We start from the raw sequence: 16,727 nt of genomic DNA, 5'->3' as shown, positions 1-16,727 counted from the left end.
CCGCAAAACCCTGTAGGAGCCGGCTTGCCGGCGATGGCGTCCGCAGAAACGCCGCAAGGTTTGAAGGCCAGATCGCCAGCAAGCCGGCTCCTACAAAGACCGTGTTTCGCCAATAGCCATTTAGGGAGAGTTAAATGAAACGTTTCTGGCGCAACAGCCTGGTCGCCTTGACCGGGTTTCTGCTCAGTGCCACGGCGCTGGCCGGACAGGCACCGGCGTCGGTGAAGATCGCTATCGTCGCGTATACGCAGGGTGGCAAACCGGTATTCGGCGGGATCGCCGGGCGGGTGATCGAGGACGGTTGGCTGGAACAGCAGCTGGCGCAGCGCGGTGTGAAGCTCGACTGGATCGCCCTGCCCCACGCCGGTGCCGGACCGCAGATCAACGAAGGCTTCAGCAACAACAGCATCGACTTTGCCGTGCGCGGCGACCTGCCTTCCGTCATTGCCGGGGCTGGCGGTGTGCCGGGCAAGCTGATCGTGCCCGGTGGCAGCGGCAACAACATCTATCTGGTGGTGCCCGCCGGTTCCAGCGCCAACAGCATCGACGACCTCAAGGGTAAACGCCTGGCCCTGCATCGCGGTCGTCCGTGGGAGTTCGCGTTCAGCAACTTCCTCGCCAGCAAGGGCCTGAAGCTCGACGATTTCAAGATCGCCAACCTCAATCCGCAAGTCGGCGCCGCAGCGGTGTCCGCCGGCAAAGTCGATGCGGCCGTATTGCTCAGCGAAGCCTATGCGCTGGAAGACAAAGGCGTCGGCAAGATCATCTGGTCGACCAAGCAAGGCGCCAACGACTGGCGTCTGGTCTCCGACCTCTGGGGCACCGACAGTTTTGTCGCGCAGCACCCGGACATTACTCAACTGCTGGCGACCGCCTGGATCAAAGCCGCCTGGTGGATCTCCCAGGAAAAAAACCAGGACGCCTACTACGAACTCTCCTCCCGCGCCGGCACCGCTGAAAGCGTGCTGCGCCGCGACGACCAGAACGATCCCGTGGTCTGGAAAGACCGCTGGGCGCCGAAAAGCGACCAGCAACTCAAGGCCCACTATCAGGCACTCACCGCCTATGCGCTGGCCAACCACCTGATTCGCGACACCTACGACATCACCCCTTCGCTGGCCACCGGTTTCACCAACCAGGCGCTGATCGATCTGAAACTCACCGACTACTGGCCGGCCCTGCGCGGCCAGGTCAGCAACAATCCATGAATAGGGAAATCCAGATGAAACTGCCGCAACAATTCGTTTTCGGTCTGAGCGTCCTGGCGCTGTCCATGAGTGCCATGGCCGCCGGTGCCCACGCCCCCAAACCCGACCCGCAACAAGGCGATGGCCGCGTCTCGGCGTTCTACACCTGGCAAGAGGTGATCCCGGCCACGCCAGGCAAACTGCTGCGCAGCGAGCCGCTGGAAAAAACCCTGAGCCTGCCCAACGCCGCCAGTGCGCAGCGGATTCTCTACACCTCCACCGACGGCATCGACAACAAGTCGCCGATCGTGGTCTCCGGCACGTTGTTCCTGCCCAAAGGCAAGGCGCCCGCCGGTGGTTGGCCGGTTGCCAGCTGGGGGCATGGCACGGTCGGTGTGGCCGATGTGTGCGCGCCGTCCTGGCAAGGTCGCTCCTACCGTGACGTGCAATACCTCAGCCGCTGGCTGGATGAAGGTTATGCCATCGTCGCCACCGACTATCAGGGCCTCGGCGTCCCCGGCGGTCACCCGCTGCTGAACAATCGCATGGCCGCCTACGGCATTCTCGACGCGGCAAAAGCCGTGGTTGCGGGCGTTCCGGGGCTGGCCAACAAAGTGCTGATCGTCGGTCAGTCCCAGGGTGGCGCGGGCGCCTTCGCCTCGGCGGCCTATGCCCCGACCTACGCGCCGGACCTCGGCGTCAAAGGCAGCATCGGCACCGGCGTGATCTATACCGTCGGCGCGAAAAACGTTGGCGAACAGGACGTCAACAAAGTCGATGCATCCCTCGCCTACGGCTTCTACACCCTGCTCGCGGCCCAGCAATACGACCCAAGCATCAACCCCAAGGATTTCTATACCGACAAGGCCCTGCCGCTGTTCGAACAGGCGCGTACCAGTTGCCTGGCAGCGCTGGTCAGCGATGTGGTCGGCGTCGGCCTGACCCCGGCCAATGCCAAGAAAGACTACAAGGGCGACCAGCTCGCGGCGTGGCAAAAACAGGTCTCCTACCCGACGCTGAAGCTGGCCCAGCCGATCTTCATCGGCACCGGCGCCGAAGACAAAACCCCGGCCGCCTCGACGCAAGTCGCGCTGATGCAGGACGCCTGCAAGACCGGCTCGGTGGTTGAAGGCCACCTCTACAAAGGGCTGGGCCACAGCGAAACGGTCAACGCCTCGCTCAAGGACTCGGTGCCGTTCGCGCACAAGGTCATCAACGACCAGCCCATCACCCCGATCTGCAGCCCCAGCGTGCAGTAAGACGGAGCCTTCGACATGAGTATTGAATTCTTCACCCGCCTGCCCCTGCATGGCGAAACCCAATTCCTCCCCGGCGACCCGCGCAACCGTGGCGACTGGCACCGTGGCGGCCCGAGCACCGGCGCCGTCTCGGGGTTCAGCGTCGGCGATCACTTCACCTACATCGACTACCTCGGGCAGATCGCCAAGGCTGCCGAGATCAACGGTTTCGGCGGTGCGCTGATGGTCAACGCGCCCTCCGGCGAGGAACCGTGGACGGTCTGCTCGCTGCTGGCCCGGGAAACCCGCACGCTGAAATTCGTCACCGCGTTCCAGCCCTACCACTACACGCCGTGGGTGGCGGTGCAGCAGGCCGCGACCTATCAACGGGCGACCGGCAACCGGCTGGTGTGGAACATCATCAATGGCGGTTCGGATGCGATTCAGCGTCAGGTCGGCGATTTCAGTGATCACGATGAACGTTATGAGCGCGCCATCGAGTTCATGGACGTGGTCAAGGGTTACTGGCACAACGAGAATTTCCACTACGAGGGCAAATTCTACAAGGCCGAGGGTGGTGGCCTGCGCGGGCCGTTGAAGAAAGCCGAACTGCCGCTGATCTGCACCGCCGGCTCGTCGATTCCCGCCCGGGAATTTGCCGCCAAACACGCTGATTTCTACCTGATGCGCGCCGAGCACCCGAACGAGATTGCCGCGCTGATCGCCGACATTCGCGAGCGCGCGCTGAAGTACGGGCGCAGCGACATTCGCTTCGGTTTGTCGATTGACGTCATCACCCGCGAGACCGAGGAACTGGCCCGCACCGAAGCCAGGCGCTTCTTCGATGAAGGCATCGCCAGGGGCGCGGTCAAGGCCGTGGCTGCGCATGCCGGGCTGCGCACCGCGCGCAAACTCAGCTATGAAAACGAGTTCGCGCAGAAGACGGAAACCCAGAGTTTCGATGACTTTTTCATCCACCCGAATGTGTGGACCGGCTTCGGCTACATCGGCATTCCGCCGGGCTGCGCGTTGGTGGGCAGCTACGAAAATGTCGTGGCGCGGATTCGCGAGTACAACGCTATCGGCATCGACCTGTTCTTCCTCGCCGGTTACCCGCATCTGGAAGAAGCCTATCGCCTGGGCGAGCACATCCTGCCGCACTTTCGCGGCGAACGCGCCGAACTGAGCCGCCCGCTGCCGGCGCCGCTGGAACTGCGTTCCGCCAACGGCCCGGCCGGAGCCTGATGCCATGAGCGAGGATCATTCATTGTTCAGTCGCCGGGATTTTCTCGGTCACAGCGCACTGCTCGGCGGCGGTTTGCTGCTCTGTGGCGGCCTGCTCGCCGGGTGTGGCCCGAGCGGCGAAAAAACGGCGGCGGCGATTGCCACTGCCGACGATCAGCCGCGTTATGGCGGACGCCTGCGCCTGGGGATTCTCGACGGCAACCAGAGCGGCAACCTCGATGCGCACAAACCCATCGGCAGCGGCATCGTTCGCGGCTTTGCGCTGTACAGCAAGCTGTGGGAATGGGATGAGCAGATGCAGCCGCGCCTGGCCCTCGCCGAGTTCGCCGAGCCGAATGCCGACGCCAGCAGCTGGACATTGCGCCTGCGCCCCGGGCTGGAATTCCACCATGGCAAGACCATCGATGCCGATGACCTGATCTTCTCGATCCGCCGCCTCACCGACCCGCAACTGGCCTCGCCCTATGCCGCGCTGTTGCACTGGGTGGACCGCGACAATCTGGTCAAGCTTGACTCGCGCACCGTGCGCCTGAACTTCCGTGAAGGCCGCAGCTATATGCCGCTGGCGGAAACCTGGGTCAACTTCGGTGGCATCGTGCCGGTGGACTATCACCCGGTGAGCAATCCCGTGGGCGCGGGCCCCTACAAACTGAAAAGCTTCACCCCCGGCCAGCGCTCGCTGTTCACCCGCTTCGAGAACTACTACAAGGACGGCAAACCCTACGCTGACGAACTGGAAATCATCGACTTCAAGGATCAGGTTTCGCGCTTGGCGGCCCTGCGTTCCGGGCAGATCGACATGGCCAACGTGATGCCCACCGAACAGCTGGAAGTGCTGCAGCACGACCCTCGGCTCAAGGTGCTGAAATCGGTGACCGGCAACTGGTTGTCGTTCGACATGAACCTCGACAAGCCACCGTTCAACGATCCACGGGTGCGCGAGGCCTTTCGCCTGCTGGCGGATCGCGAAGAACTGGTGCGCCGGGCGCTCAACGGTCAGGGCCGCGTGGCCAACGACCTGTATGCGCCGAGCGATCCGACCTTCAACCACACGCTCGGGCCGCGTCCCCACGATCCGCAGCGTGCGGCGCAATTGCTCAAGGAGGCGGGCTACGAAAACCTTGAACTGGAACTGGTGACCACGCCGGGGCCGGGGCTGACGTCGGCGCTGGTGCTGGCCGAACAGGCCAAGCGCATTGGCGTCACGCTCAAGGTCAAGCAAGTGGACCTGGCCACGTTCCAGGGACCGCTGCGCACCGACTGGACCTTGAGCACCGGCGGCAGCATCGGCGCGCCGTTCCTGGCCAGTGCGATCCACACCGACGCGCCGTTTGCCGTGGCCAACAAGACGCACTTCAAGGATGCACAGTTCAGCGAGCTGTTTCTGGCAGCCATGGCCCAGCCCGATCTGGAGAAACGCAAAGCGTTGGTGCATCAGGTTCAACAGATCCAGTACGAACGCGGCGGCATGCTGATCTGGGGCTACGCCGACCTGCTCGACAGCGTGGCCAACCGCGTAGGCGGCGCGGCGGCGGAAGAGTCGCTGTTCAGCACCTGGCGGTTTGAAAAGCTCTGGTTGAAAGACACCGCCTGATCCGCACCAGCGCTGGCGATTGACACGAAACGGCCTGCCTGACACCCCGGCGAATCATGCGGCGTGGTCCACCTGATGCCACACGGACCTGTAGGAGCCAGCTTGCTGGCGATAGCGTCATAACGGCCGCCATCGCCAGCAAGCTGGCTCCTACAGAGTCGGTGGAGTGTCAGTCGAATTGTGTTTAGGCAATTCCATAAATTTATCTATCGAGGCACATTTTCATGCCCTCTATCGGCTCCGTTCGTCCCGCTTCTGGCCACGCCCTGGCGTTGGTCATGGTTTCTACCCTGTCGATGCCGACCTTCGCCGCCGACACCCAACTGCAAACCGTCACCGTCCAGGCGAGTGCCAGCGAGTCCGACGATGACGCGCTGCCCACCCGGCCACCCACATCCGTCTACGGCGGCATCGAAACCAAGGTGCTCGACACACCGCGCTCCATCACCCAGATCAACGCCGAGCAACTGGCCAACGACTCGATCCGCAGCGCCGATGACCTGGTGAAATACGCCCCCGGCATTACTCGCGGCGGCGGCCAGAACGCCGGCCTCGCCCCGCAGTTCCGCGCCCAGGGTTCCGAAGTGTTCCAGGACGGGCAACGCGCATACGGCGTGCGCCACCCGGCCAACTTCAACGCCTACGAAGGCGCCGACATCGTCGCCGGCCCGTCCTCGGTGACCTACGGTTCGGTGTCGGGCAGTGGCGGCTACGTCAATTACCTGAGCAAGAAGCCCAATTTCAACGAATTCAAAACCAAACTCAGCGGCGAACTGGGCGCCTGGGTGCCGGACGGTGAATCCCGCGATTCCAGTAAATTCAGCATCGACAACACCGGGCCGCTGACTGACAACCTCGCCTATCGCTTGAGCATCACCAAGCAGCGCCAGGAAGACTTCTACGACAACGTCGACAACAACTTCGACGCGTTCTACGGCGCCCTCGCCTGGCGCAACGACACGGTGCGGGTCGACTGGAACGCCAGCTACGACAATTACTACGACTACAACATCACCCACGGCTGGAACCGCGCCAACCAGGAACTGGTGGACAGCGGCAAGTATTACGCCGGACGCGCCACGCCGATCATCCAGAACGGCAACACCCTGTGGTCGCCGGTGCTGGCCTCCGGCGCGGCCGATGCGCCGACCCTCGGCTGGGTCAAACGCCAGCGCAACGCACAGGGTCAATACAGCGTGGTCAACGGCAGCTTCCAGACGGCCTCGCCCAACACCCAAAGCAACCCCGGCAGTTTGCGCGGCTGGGTGTATGACCCGACGTTGACGGGCAATGGCCTGACCAGCCTGTCGTCACAAACCGGTCAGCGCGACGAGGATGAAAACAGCTCGCGGCGCTTCACCACACAGCTGCGGGTCGAAGCCGACCTGACACCGACCATCACCCTGGCCAACAGCACCTTCTACCAGCGCTCCAAAGACATGACCGATGCGGTCGGTTCTTTCCAGGTGCAGTCCAAGGACAACCTGTTCGATAACCGCTTCGAATTCCGCTCGCGCAACGAAGTGCAGCTCGGCGGCTTGACCCTGCGCGATGACAGCAACACCGGGGTGATCTACCGCCGCGAGTTCAACCAGTCGATCGCCGCCAACAACAATTTCGGCTCGACCATCAACGCCTATGACTTGACCCAGGACCCGTCGGGCAAGAATCCCGGCACTTTGCTGGGCCTGACCGGCTCCAACCCCGCCGGCGGCAATGGCGCGTGGATCGGCCAGCCCGGTGTGGCGCAATTCTCCAACTACTACGGCTGGCTGAATCTGCCGGCGATGTACCCGGCGGGCCACGGTTTATACGCCGAGTCGGTGGCGCCCTACACCGCCGAAAGCACCTGGACCACCAAGACCCTGTTCAGCCAGCACAACCTGCGATTCGGTGACAGCGTCGGTCTGAACATTGGCGCCAGCCGCAGCTGGATCGACGCTGAAATCGAGAACCCGTTCGTGCTGGCCGGCGGCAATCCGCGCAAGGACAGCGACAATTATCGGCTGTTCGCGTTTCAGGTCAGCCCGTACGTCAAACCGACCGAAAACAGCACGCTGTATTACACCTTCGATCGCTCATTGGCGGTCAATACCGGGTTCTTCTCCAACGGCCTCGGCTGGGGCAGCGGCGCCGGTGCCAATCAGCTCAACCCGCTGGCCTTCCAGAGCCTCAGCGTGTTGCACGAAGTCGGGCTGAAAGTCGAAGCGGTGCCCAACGAACTGTTCATGACCCTGGCCGCGTTCAAGCAGGCGCGGGATCAATCGCCCGACAGCAATAACAACATTGCCCGACTGGTGATCAAGGGCGTGGAATCGACCCTTCGCTACCAGCCGGACAATCACCTGCGCAGCGGCCTCAACCTGTCAAAACTCAGCGCCTACAACGAGTTTGCCTCACAGGCCGGTTTCGCCTCGGCCGGGTTTGTGCCCGACAACGGCACGGTGTTCGGCGACAACAACAGCCTCAATCAGCGGCCGTCCGGGCGCTTCGACGCGGTGCAGATTCCCGAGTACACCGCCAGCGGTTATGTCGACTACCGCTTCGACTCGGGTTTCGGCGCCGAGCTGTCCGGCTGGTGGACCAGCAGCTGGTATTTGAACCTGAGCAAGACCGTGAAAATCCCCGACGAGTACAACCTCGACCTCGCGGTGTATTACCGCCAGCCGCAATGGAGCACCACGTTGCGGGTGCTCAACCTGACCAACGAGCTGAACTTCGTCAGTGGCCTGGCCGGTTCGACCAACACCTTTTTGCAACCCATGCCTGGCCGTACGTTGCTGGCCCAGGTGGATTACCAGTTTTAACGCAGCGGCACCTATCGCTATCAGGAGTGTTCCATGTCCATTGAATTTGTCGGCATGATTTTCCCCCGCCAGTGGTCCGAGACCCGTGGCATTCGCAGCGCGGATTTCGATCTGGACTTTATCCGCCACCACGCCCGCGCCCATGAACACGCAGGCTTCGACCGGGTGCTGATCGCCAGCGGCCCGGGCAGCGCGGACAGTTTGCAGATTGCGGCCTACGCGGCGGCGCACACCGAGCGCCTGGGTTTCATGATCGCCCATCGTCCGGCATTGAACGCCCCCACCGCCGCTGCCCGAGCCTTCGCGACGCTCGATCACACCACCGGCGGCGGGCGGATTCGCCTGCATGCGATTACCGGCATCACCGCCGAACCCCAGGAAGGCGACTTCCTGCTGGACAAGACCGAACGCTACAAGCGCACCGATGAATACCTGGAGATCGTCCGACGCACCTGGACGGCTGAAGAACCGTTCGACTTCGAAGGGCAGTATTTCAACATCAAGGGCGCCTTCTCGCCGGTCAAGCCATTGCAGCAGCCGCACATTCCGATTTCCTTTGGCGGGTCGTCGGACATTGCCTATCAGATCGCGGTGAAACACGCGGACCTATATGCGCTGTGGGGCGAACCGCTGAGCGGCGTCGCCGAACAGATCGGCAAACTGCGCGCGGCGGCAAGTGCGGCGGGCGTGGAAGCGCCACGGGTGAGCCTGTCCGTGCGCTTGATTCTGGGGGCGACTGAAGAATTGGCGTGGCAGCGGGCGGAGCAGATTCTGGAACAGATCAAGGCCAATCCACAGTTCGCCGCCGGCAGCCCCTGGCAAAAACGCATCAAGGGCACCGGCTCCGAACGCTTGCTCGCCGCTGCGGCACAAGGTGATCGTCACGACCGCGCCCTGTGGATGCCCACCGCCACCGCCGTCGGCGCCTACGGCGACACCACCGCCCTGGTCGGCACCCCGGAAACCGTGGCCCAGGCGTTGCTCGACTACGTCGACCTGGGTGTGACCACCTTCCTCAATCGTGGTTATGACCCGTTGTACGACACCGTCGATTACGGCCGCTGGATCATCCCGGCGGTGCGCGAGGAAGCACGGCGGCGCAAGGCGCGGGTGGCGTAACGTTCACCATCGAATCGTCGGAACGCCGCCCGCAGCAAGCCGGCTCCTACAGTTTGAAATGCGATCCCCTGTAGGAGCCGGCTTGCTGGCGATGGCGGCGTAACATTCTCGACCTATTATCCCGCCTACAGCCATTTTGCATCCCACAACGGATAATCGTGTACGCGTCTAACGAGGCCTGCACGTATGGGGTTGGCAATGACATAACGCGCCACCGCCAACAAATCCTCCTCCCGACGAATCGCCCGATCGTGAAAGCCTCTTTGCCAAAGCGCCCCCCTGCGTTGCAGACGTGCATTCACCGCCCTGGCACTGCGCGATTTGGTCGCCAGCATCAACGCCGGCAATGTGCTGTTCTTCAATTCGACCAGCCAATGGAAATGGTCGGGCATCACCACCCATGCCAGTGAGTCAGCCCATTCCTCGGTCTGTGCCTGGCGAAACTGTTCCACCACCAAGCGTCCCGCACGCCAATTGGCAAAGACGGGATCACGATTATGAGTGACGGCAGTGAGCAGGTAGATTTGACCGGATTCGGAATAGCGCCCGGCGCGCAGATGGTTGGCGTGGGGAAGATCGGGCATTCCATTGCCCTCCTGTGTTTTTGGGAGAAACACAAGGCTAGTGCGCAGGAGGGAGGCCGTTGCCAGAATTCGGTTCCGGATGTGTCTGGACGATCGCCATCGCCAGCAAGCCGGCTCCTACAGGTTTGTGTCGCGCCACATTTCTGCGTACACACACATACTCTGTAGGAGCCGGCTTGCTGGCGATGGCGATGGTAGCTGCCTACAAAGATCCACCGCCCAACGTCGGCGAATTCTCCAGCAACGTACGCGTATACGCCGCCTGCGGCTGATCCAGCACATCGTCAACCGCCCCCTGCTCCACCACCCTTCCCAGCTTCAGCACCAACACCCGGTCGGCAATCGCGCGAACCACGCCGAGGTCGTGGGTGACGAACAACAAGGTCAGCCCTTCGATTTGCAATTGCCGCAACAGCGCCAGGATCGAAGCCTGCACCGACACGTCCAGCGCCGAGGTAATTTCATCGCAGATCAGCAGTTTCGGCTCACACACCAGCGCCCGGGCAATGGCCACGCGCTGGCGCTCGCCGCCGGACAGGCTGTGCGGATACAGATCGGCCACCGACGCCGGCAGCGACACCCGCTTGAGCACCGCATCCACGCGCTGGCGCGCAACGTTGCCCTTGATGCCGAAGAAGTGTTCCAGCGGCGCACTCAGGGTCTGGTAAACGGTTTGTCGCGGGTTCAGTGCCCGGTACGGGTTCTGAAAAATGTACTGAATCTGGTGCCGTTGCCGCTCGTCACGTCGGCGGGCCGACAAGCTCAGCGGCACACCCGCATAGTGCAAGTCGCCCTCGGCGTTTTCCCCGAGCCCGGCGATGGCCCGGGCCAGGCTGGTCTTGCCGGAACCGGATTCGCCCACCAGCGCCAGGCATTCCCCGGCGGCCACTCGCAGAGAAACGTCGAACAACACCTGTCGATCGTAGGCCACGTTCAAGTCTTTGATCTCCAGCAGCGGCGCCCGCTCCACCGGCACATCGACAGCCGACACCGGCGCCTGGGCAACTAGCTGCAAGGCCTGAAGATGCGGATCGAGACACGCCACTCGCTGCGCTGAAGACAGGTCGTGCAAGGCCGGCTCAGCCTGCGAGCACTCGGCGGTGCGACGCGAACACCGAGGCGCGAAAGCACAGCCGTGCGGTCGCTGCCCCGGTGCCGGGGCATGCCCCGGGATCGCCTGCAAATCGCGACGTTGCGCCACATCGGGAATCGCCGCCAGCAGGCCTCGGGTGTACGGATGAGCCGGCCGCGTGAACAACGCTTCACGGTCGGCGACTTCGACGATGCGCCCGGCATACATCACCATCACCCGGTCGACCAGGTCCTTGATCACCGCAAGGTCGTGGGACACATACACCGCCGCCACGCCGAGGCTTTTGCACAAGCGGCGCAAGGTCGCGAGGATGTGCGCCTGAGTAGTGACGTCCAGCGCCGTGGTCGGTTCATCGAGGACGATCAACTGCGGACGCAGGACAAACGCCAGCGCCAGCATCACCCGTTGCTGCTGCCCACCGGAGAGCTGATGGGGGAAGCGCCGCAAAAACGCCGCGTCGTCCGGCAGACCGACATCACGCAAGGTATCGACGATGCGCTGCTGTTGCGCCGCACGATCCAGTTCAATCTGATGCGCACCGAGGGTTTCGCGCAGCAGACTGCCGATGCGCAGCGCCGGATTCAGCGCCGTCGCCGGGTCCTGCGCGACGTAGCCGATTAGGCTGCCACGGGCCCGGCGCAACGCTTCGCCCTCCAAGGTCAGCAGCGAATGACCGGACACCTCGACCTGCCCGCCGACAATCCGCGCCCCGCGCCGGGCATGGGCGAGCAACGCGGTGGCCAGGGTCGTCTTGCCGGAGCCGGATTCGCCGACCAACCCCAGAATCTCGCCTGCCTCAAGGCTGAACGAAACCCCGGACAGCACGTCAATCTGTCCCGCCAACTCGACCCGCAAATCCCGCACCTGCAACACCCCGGCAGTGCTCACCGACGGGCGGGACTCGATCCCGGCAATCGCATTCATGGCTGTTTTTCTCCGATCCGTGAACTGCTGCGGCCGATGCCTTCAGCGAGGATATTGGTGCCATAGGCGAAGATGCCGATCAGGATCGCCGGGGCCAGCACCGCCCACGGCTGCACCAGTAAACCGGCCTGGTTTTCATTGATCATCAGCCCCCAGTCGGCGGTCGGCGGCGCCACGCCGTAGCCGAGAAAACTCAGGCCCGAGAGCATGCCGACGCCCCAGGTCAGCATGTTGCCGAAATGCACCAGCAGCGGCGTGAGGATGTTCGGCAGGATCTCCCTGAACAGAATCCGCCGCCGCGAGTAGCCCATCATCTGCGCGGCCTCGACGAACTCCTGCCCCGCCACCGCCACCGCACTGCCACGGGCCAGGCGGATCACACCGGGCGTGAAGGCGATGGCCACGGTCAACACGATCAGCCACGGCGCACGACCGAGCATGGAGACGATCAACAACACCAGAATCAGGTCGGGAAAGGCCAGCGACACGTCCGCCAGCCAGGTAATCAATTGGTCGAGCCGACGCCGGGAAAAACCCGCCAGCAACCCCAGGGTGCTACCGGTCAACAGCGCAATCGAGGCCGCCGCCACCGACATCCACAACACCGAGAGGCCGCCACTGAGCAAGCGCGACACCACGTCGTGCCCGAGAAAGTCATAGCCCAGTAATGCCGCGCCAACCGGTGCGCCGTACACCGAACCAAGCATTTCCGTCGGGCTGTGCGGCGCCAGCCACGGGCCAGACAACGCCAGTGTCACCACCAGCGCAGTGATCAGCGCGCCCTTGCGGGTTTGCGGTTCTGCCAGCCATACCTGCCAGCGCGAACGTCGGGAGTCAGTCATGTTTTACCTCTCAAGGCGCCTTGGATGGGGAACGTCGCCACCACGGCTGAATGCCCCGGCGGTTACGCTGAATCATGGTCACGCGGCGGGCGGTGCGCAGTTTTGGCGTAAGCAGCACGGTCAGCAGATCGGCGAGCAGGTTGATCAACACCACGCCGAGGGTGATCACCAGCACGATGGCCTGGACCATCGGCAAGTCGCGCATCTGGATCGCCGAATTCAACGAGGTGCCGATGCCGGGGTAACTGAAAATCACCTCGGCCAACAGCGCGCCGCCAATCAGCGTTCTCAGCGTCAACGCCACGCCTTGAATCGCCGGGATCAGTGCGTTGGGCAACGTGTGGCGCCAGACAATGCGCCACTCGGGAATGCCGCGCAGGCGCGCAGCGATTACGTAGTCGGACTCCAACGCCTCGATCATCGATACCCGCACCATGCGCGCCAGGTACGGCAATGCCGACAGGCTCAGGGCCAACACCGGCAACACCAGGAACTGCAATTGGCGCAGCAACGACGTGTCCGGATCGAGGATCGACACCGCCGGCAACAGGTCCATGTGCGGCATGGAAAACAGCAGCACCAGACCGATGGCCAACAGAAATCCCGGCGTGGCTTTAAGGAAGATCAGCAGCGACAGGCTCCAGCGATCCAGCCGACTGTCACGGCGCAACGCCAGGGAAACGCCGAGCAACAACGCCGCCGGCACCACCACCGCAATGACCCCGGCGAGCAACGCCAGGGTGTAGCCGAAACGGCCGAACAGAATGCTGCCGACCGGCGCGTTGGAGTCGAGCGACACACCGAGTTCGCCGCTCAGGGCATGCCCGAGCCAGCGCAGGTACTGTTCGAGAATCGGCCGGTCCAGACCCAACTGGCGTTGCAAGGTGAGGATGCTTTCCAGCGGCGCGTCGGGGCCGAGAATCACCCGGGCCGGGTCCGAGGGCAGCGCCTGCGTGGCGATGAATACCACCAGGCTGATGACCCACGCCGTCAGCAATCCGTAAGCCAGGCGCCCGATAAACCACGACAGCCAGGCTGGCGTGCGGGGTGCTTTGCAAGAAGGCTCAGGCATGGTTCACCCACAATTCATCAAAACGCCAAGAAGCAAATGTGGTCTGTTCAGGATGCAAACCGCCGACCCGCACCGATGCTGCGTCCAGCACATCGTTGAAGCCCCAGATCAACAAGCCACCGCGTTCGTGTTGAATGCCTTGCGCTTCGTGCACCAGCACTTTGCGTTGCTCAAGGTCGGGTTGCGCCAGCGCCTGGCGGTACAGCGCGCTGAAGCGTTCATCGTGGAAGTTGCTGCGGTTGTAGATGGCCTGTGGCGCATCGTTGTGCAGCGCCGACGCGAGAAAGCCCCGGGCCGGTGTGGAGCCCGGCGACAGCAGCCAGTTTTCCCGTTGCGGACCGTTGAACACCGAGCCATCGACCTGGGTGACCTTGATCTCGACCCCGGCCTTTTTCGCCTGTTGCGCAAACACCAGCGCCGCGTTGACACCCGGCCCCGGCGTGGTGGTCAGCTCCACCCGCAGGTCGGTCTGCCCGGCCTGGCGCAACAGCGAACGCGCCTGTTCCAGGTCGTAGGGACGCTGGGCAATGCTGTGGTTGTAGGTGGGGTCGTGGGGCGAATACAGGTCGTTGGCGATGCGCCCGAAACCGTTGAGGCCACGGTCCACCAACTCGCGACGGTCGGCCAACAAGCGGAACGCCTGGCGCACCCGCTGATCCTGAAACGGTTGCTTCGCCACATTCAGATTGAACCCGGTGAACGAGGTGCTCGGCGAGGCGTACAACCTCAGCCGTGAGTCGGCCTTGAGCAGTGCGCTGTGTTCGGCTTGCACGCCGCTGGCCACGTCAATCTGCCCGGCGCGCAGGGCGGCGGCGCGGGACACCTGGTCCTTGAACTCGATGATCTCCAGTTCATCGGCATAGGGTTGGCCGGGTTTGTAGTAATTCTCGAAGCGCTGATAAAGCGAGCGCTGGCCGGGAATGAAACTCTTGAGCTTGTAAGGGCCGGCGCCGACCGGGTTGCTGACGGGGTCATAATCGGTGGGGACGATGCCGCCGAAACTGATCAGGGTTTCATCCAGCGGGTAAAAGCTCTGGCCTTCCTTGAAGCGGATTTCGATGGTGCGCGCATCCAGTTTGCGCAAAGCATTGCGGTCGATCGCGCCCACCAGACCGGCAAATGGCGACGCCAGTTTCGGATCGGTCAGGCGCAGGATCGAGAACAGCATGTCATCGGCGCCGATGCTCTTGCCGTGATGGAACTCCAGGCCCGGTTTGATGCGAATGGTCCAGGCGCTGGCGTCGGCGTTCGGCTCGGCAAACTCGGCCAGGGCCAGGCGCGTGCTGACGTCGGTGTTCCATTCCCAGAACTTGCTGTACAGCGCCCAGCCGCGAATGATCCCGCCGCCCACCGGTTTGTGCGCGTCGAGGTTGCCCGACTGATCGCCATCGATGATGCCGACCCGCAAGCGACCGCCGCGCACCGGGGTGCTGGACAACACGGCCGCGCCGCTGACCTGCGCCCCGCTGTCGCATCCGCTGAGCAGGCTGCTGCCGAGCAACAGGCCGCCACTGACCGCCAGGCCATTGCCGAGAAACCGGCGACGGGAAAATTCGTTCATCGCTGTCTCCTCAGACTCGCTCGGTCACTGCTACACGCCGTGGTGCCGGTGTGCTGGCACCCAGTTTTGGCACGTCGAAACCGTGATCCAGATCGAGCAACGGGAACAGCAGGTCGGCCACCCGGTGCGCTTCATCGATCAGCGGGAAACCGGACAGAATGAATGCCGATGTGCCCTGCGCTTCGTATTCGCGAATACGCTCGGCGACCTGCTCGGCGCTGCCCACCAGGTAAGTGCCGGCTGCCGGGCCGAGGATGTTGAAGCCGAACAGGCTCGGGCCGAGCCAGACGTTCGGGTAGACCTCCAGGTCCCGGGCCTTGGGCAAACGGCCGGCGCGAATGGCCTCGACGTTGCGCTGGATCTGCGGATCGTCGCTGTGGAAGGTCTCCAGGGTTTCACCGGGCGGCAATTGACGTTCGATGGCCGTGCGCGCGGTTTGCAGCGAGGTACGTTGCAAGAGTTTCTCGGCATGGGCCCAGGCCTCTTCCTCGGTTTCGCGAACGATGATTTGCAGGCGCGTGCCGAAGGTCAGTTCACGGCCGATTTTTGCGGCTTCTGCTGCGACCTTGCGGAATTTCTCGCCGAGTTTCGGCGGGGTGTTGGCGAAGCTCAGGTACACGTCGAGCAGTTGCACCGAGTGCGCGACACCCGGCCCCGACGTGCCCGCGCCCCACAGTGGAATGCCAGGCTTTTGCTTCGGCGGATGCCAGCCACCCAACGGATGACTCGCGGCAGCCGGTGAACGGGGGGCGAGCTTGACGTACTGGCCGTCGAACCCCGAGGTGTCCCCGGCGTAGAAGCTCTGGAACGCACGCCAGTATTCGAGGCTGAAGTCATAACGTTCGTCGTGGGGGTAATGCACGCCGAGGGTGGCCAGGCCGGCGTCATTGCCGTTGACCACGTTGAACAGCAGGCGGCCGTTGGAGAATTGATCGAAGGTCAGCGCCCACTTGGCCAACACGGCTGGCGACAGTTCGCCGGGGTGTTGCGCGACCAGGAAGCGCAGGCGTTTCGTGGCATCAATCAGCGCGGCCGAGACAGCGAGGCTTTCGTTGGGGCTGGAGCCCAGCAGCGAACCGTAGTAACCGAGACGGTCGCTGGCCACGGCAAGTTGTTTCAGATGTTCGAAATCGGTTGTCCAGCGGCCTTCGGGTTCCCACGGATAAGGCCCGTCGGGGGTGGTGAGGTACCAGAGAATTTTTACAGCCATGGGTGTGTTCCTTGTAGGGGCAATGCACCTCTGTAGGAGCCGGCTTGCTGGCGATGAGGCCCTTGAGCTTTGCGCCGATGTTTCGGGCGCCATCGCCGGCAAGCCGGCTCCTACAGGGGTTCTGTGTTTTGTCCAGGCCAATCGGTGTACGCCGAACTTTGTAGGAGCCGGCTTGCTGGCGATGGGGCCCTTGAACCTTGCGTCGATCTTTCGGGCGCTATCGCCAGCAAGCCGGCTCCTACCTGTCTCTT

At 63.3% G+C, this 16,727-nt stretch carries 12 protein-coding genes; 6 read left to right on the top strand and 6 right to left on the bottom strand.

The annotated features are described in order from the left end of the window. Nucleotides 1–134 precede the first annotated feature (134 nt). The 6 genes from KGA97_RS19360 (at nt 135) to KGA97_RS19335 (ending at nt 9,190) form a co-directional block, all read left to right on the top strand. Nucleotides 135–1,208 (top strand): ABC transporter substrate-binding protein, encoded by a 1,074-nt coding sequence (locus tag KGA97_RS19360; protein ID WP_223481302.1) that lies wholly within the window; start codon nt 135–137, stop codon nt 1,206–1,208. Nucleotides 1,209–1,222: 14 nt separating this feature from the next. Next, nucleotides 1,223–2,446, top strand: coding sequence for a lipase family protein (locus KGA97_RS19355; protein ID WP_223481301.1), 1,224 nt, complete (start codon nt 1,223–1,225; stop codon nt 2,444–2,446). Between the two features lie 15 nt (nt 2,447–2,461). Continuing rightward, nucleotides 2,462–3,670 carry an LLM class flavin-dependent oxidoreductase gene (locus KGA97_RS19350; RefSeq protein WP_008042497.1) on the top strand — a complete coding sequence of 403 codons (1,209 nt, stop codon included), beginning with the start codon at nt 2,462–2,464 and terminating at the stop codon, nt 3,668–3,670. Nucleotides 3,671–3,674: 4 nt separating this feature from the next. Continuing rightward, nucleotides 3,675–5,264, top strand: coding sequence for an ABC transporter substrate-binding protein (locus tag KGA97_RS19345; RefSeq protein WP_223481300.1), 1,590 nt, complete (start codon nt 3,675–3,677; stop codon nt 5,262–5,264). Nucleotides 5,265–5,488: 224 nt separating this feature from the next. Further along, the gene (locus KGA97_RS19340) at nt 5,489–8,071 is read left to right on the top strand and encodes a TonB-dependent receptor plug domain-containing protein (RefSeq protein WP_223481299.1); all 2,583 of its coding nucleotides are present in this window, start codon (nt 5,489–5,491) and stop codon (nt 8,069–8,071) included. A 33-nt stretch (nt 8,072–8,104) separates the two neighbouring features. Further along, nucleotides 8,105–9,190 carry an LLM class flavin-dependent oxidoreductase gene (locus KGA97_RS19335; RefSeq protein WP_192417609.1) on the top strand — a complete coding sequence of 362 codons (1,086 nt, stop codon included), beginning with the start codon at nt 8,105–8,107 and terminating at the stop codon, nt 9,188–9,190. A gap of 125 nt (nt 9,191–9,315) precedes the next feature. On the opposite strand, the gene KGA97_RS19330 is transcribed toward KGA97_RS19335, so the two are convergent. The 6 genes from KGA97_RS19330 to KGA97_RS19305 all read right to left on the bottom strand — a co-directional run bounded on the left by KGA97_RS19330 (nt 9,316) and on the right by KGA97_RS19305 (nt 16,476). Beyond that, a complete protein-coding gene (locus KGA97_RS19330; protein ID WP_223481298.1) occupies nt 9,316–9,774 on the bottom strand; it encodes an REP-associated tyrosine transposase in 459 nt (152 codons plus the stop codon). 202 nt (nt 9,775–9,976) lie between these two features. After that, the gene (locus tag KGA97_RS19325) at nt 9,977–11,791 is read right to left on the bottom strand and encodes a dipeptide ABC transporter ATP-binding protein (protein ID WP_223481297.1); all 1,815 of its coding nucleotides are present in this window, start codon (nt 11,789–11,791) and stop codon (nt 9,977–9,979) included. Continuing rightward, entirely contained in the window at nt 11,788–12,633 is an 846-nt protein-coding gene (locus KGA97_RS19320; RefSeq protein WP_192229264.1) for an ABC transporter permease, read from the bottom strand. The genes KGA97_RS19325 and KGA97_RS19320 overlap by 4 nt, the downstream gene beginning before the upstream one ends. Before the next feature lie 10 nt (nt 12,634–12,643). Continuing rightward, complete coding sequence (locus tag KGA97_RS19315; protein WP_223481296.1) at nt 12,644–13,705, bottom strand: ABC transporter permease; 1,062 nt, start codon at nt 13,703–13,705, stop codon at nt 12,644–12,646. After that, nucleotides 13,698–15,266, bottom strand: a complete 1,569-nt coding sequence (locus KGA97_RS19310; protein WP_223481295.1) for an ABC transporter substrate-binding protein — start codon at nt 15,264–15,266, stop codon at nt 13,698–13,700. The genes KGA97_RS19315 and KGA97_RS19310 overlap by 8 nt, the downstream gene beginning before the upstream one ends. A gap of 10 nt (nt 15,267–15,276) precedes the next feature. Then, a complete protein-coding gene (locus tag KGA97_RS19305; RefSeq protein WP_223481294.1) occupies nt 15,277–16,476 on the bottom strand; it encodes an LLM class flavin-dependent oxidoreductase in 1,200 nt (399 codons plus the stop codon). Between the last annotated feature and the right edge of the window lie 251 nt (nt 16,477–16,727).

Source organism: Pseudomonas sp. BF-B-15 (assembly GCF_019946675.1).
GTDB lineage: Bacteria > Pseudomonadota > Gammaproteobacteria > Pseudomonadales > Pseudomonadaceae > Aquipseudomonas > Aquipseudomonas migulae.
The sequence above is the reverse complement of the archived record's forward strand: the minus strand, read 5'-3'. Positions and strand labels throughout refer to the sequence as shown.

Excerpts from the sequence above, each read along its gene's own strand:
- KGA97_RS19315 (WP_223481296.1), bottom strand. The coding sequence starts at position 13,705 with ATGCCTGAGCCTTCTTGCAAAGCACCCCGCACGCCAGCCTGGCTGTCG.
- KGA97_RS19325 (WP_223481297.1), bottom strand. The coding sequence starts at position 11,791 with ATGAATGCGATTGCCGGGATCGAGTCCCGCCCGTCGGTGAGCACTGCC.
- KGA97_RS19305 (WP_223481294.1), bottom strand. The coding sequence starts at position 16,476 with ATGGCTGTAAAAATTCTCTGGTACCTCACCACCCCCGACGGGCCTTAT.
- KGA97_RS19345 (WP_223481300.1), top strand. The coding sequence starts at position 3,675 with ATGAGCGAGGATCATTCATTGTTCAGTCGCCGGGATTTTCTCGGTCAC.
- KGA97_RS19335 (WP_192417609.1), top strand. The coding sequence starts at position 8,105 with ATGTCCATTGAATTTGTCGGCATGATTTTCCCCCGCCAGTGGTCCGAG.
- KGA97_RS19350 (WP_008042497.1), top strand. The coding sequence starts at position 2,462 with ATGAGTATTGAATTCTTCACCCGCCTGCCCCTGCATGGCGAAACCCAA.
- KGA97_RS19340 (WP_223481299.1), top strand. The coding sequence starts at position 5,489 with ATGCCCTCTATCGGCTCCGTTCGTCCCGCTTCTGGCCACGCCCTGGCG.
- KGA97_RS19360 (WP_223481302.1), top strand. The coding sequence starts at position 135 with ATGAAACGTTTCTGGCGCAACAGCCTGGTCGCCTTGACCGGGTTTCTG.
- KGA97_RS19355 (WP_223481301.1), top strand. The coding sequence starts at position 1,223 with ATGAAACTGCCGCAACAATTCGTTTTCGGTCTGAGCGTCCTGGCGCTG.
- KGA97_RS19310 (WP_223481295.1), bottom strand. The coding sequence starts at position 15,266 with ATGAACGAATTTTCCCGTCGCCGGTTTCTCGGCAATGGCCTGGCGGTC.
- KGA97_RS19330 (WP_223481298.1), bottom strand. The coding sequence starts at position 9,774 with ATGCCCGATCTTCCCCACGCCAACCATCTGCGCGCCGGGCGCTATTCC.
- KGA97_RS19320 (WP_192229264.1), bottom strand. The coding sequence starts at position 12,633 with ATGACTGACTCCCGACGTTCGCGCTGGCAGGTATGGCTGGCAGAACCG.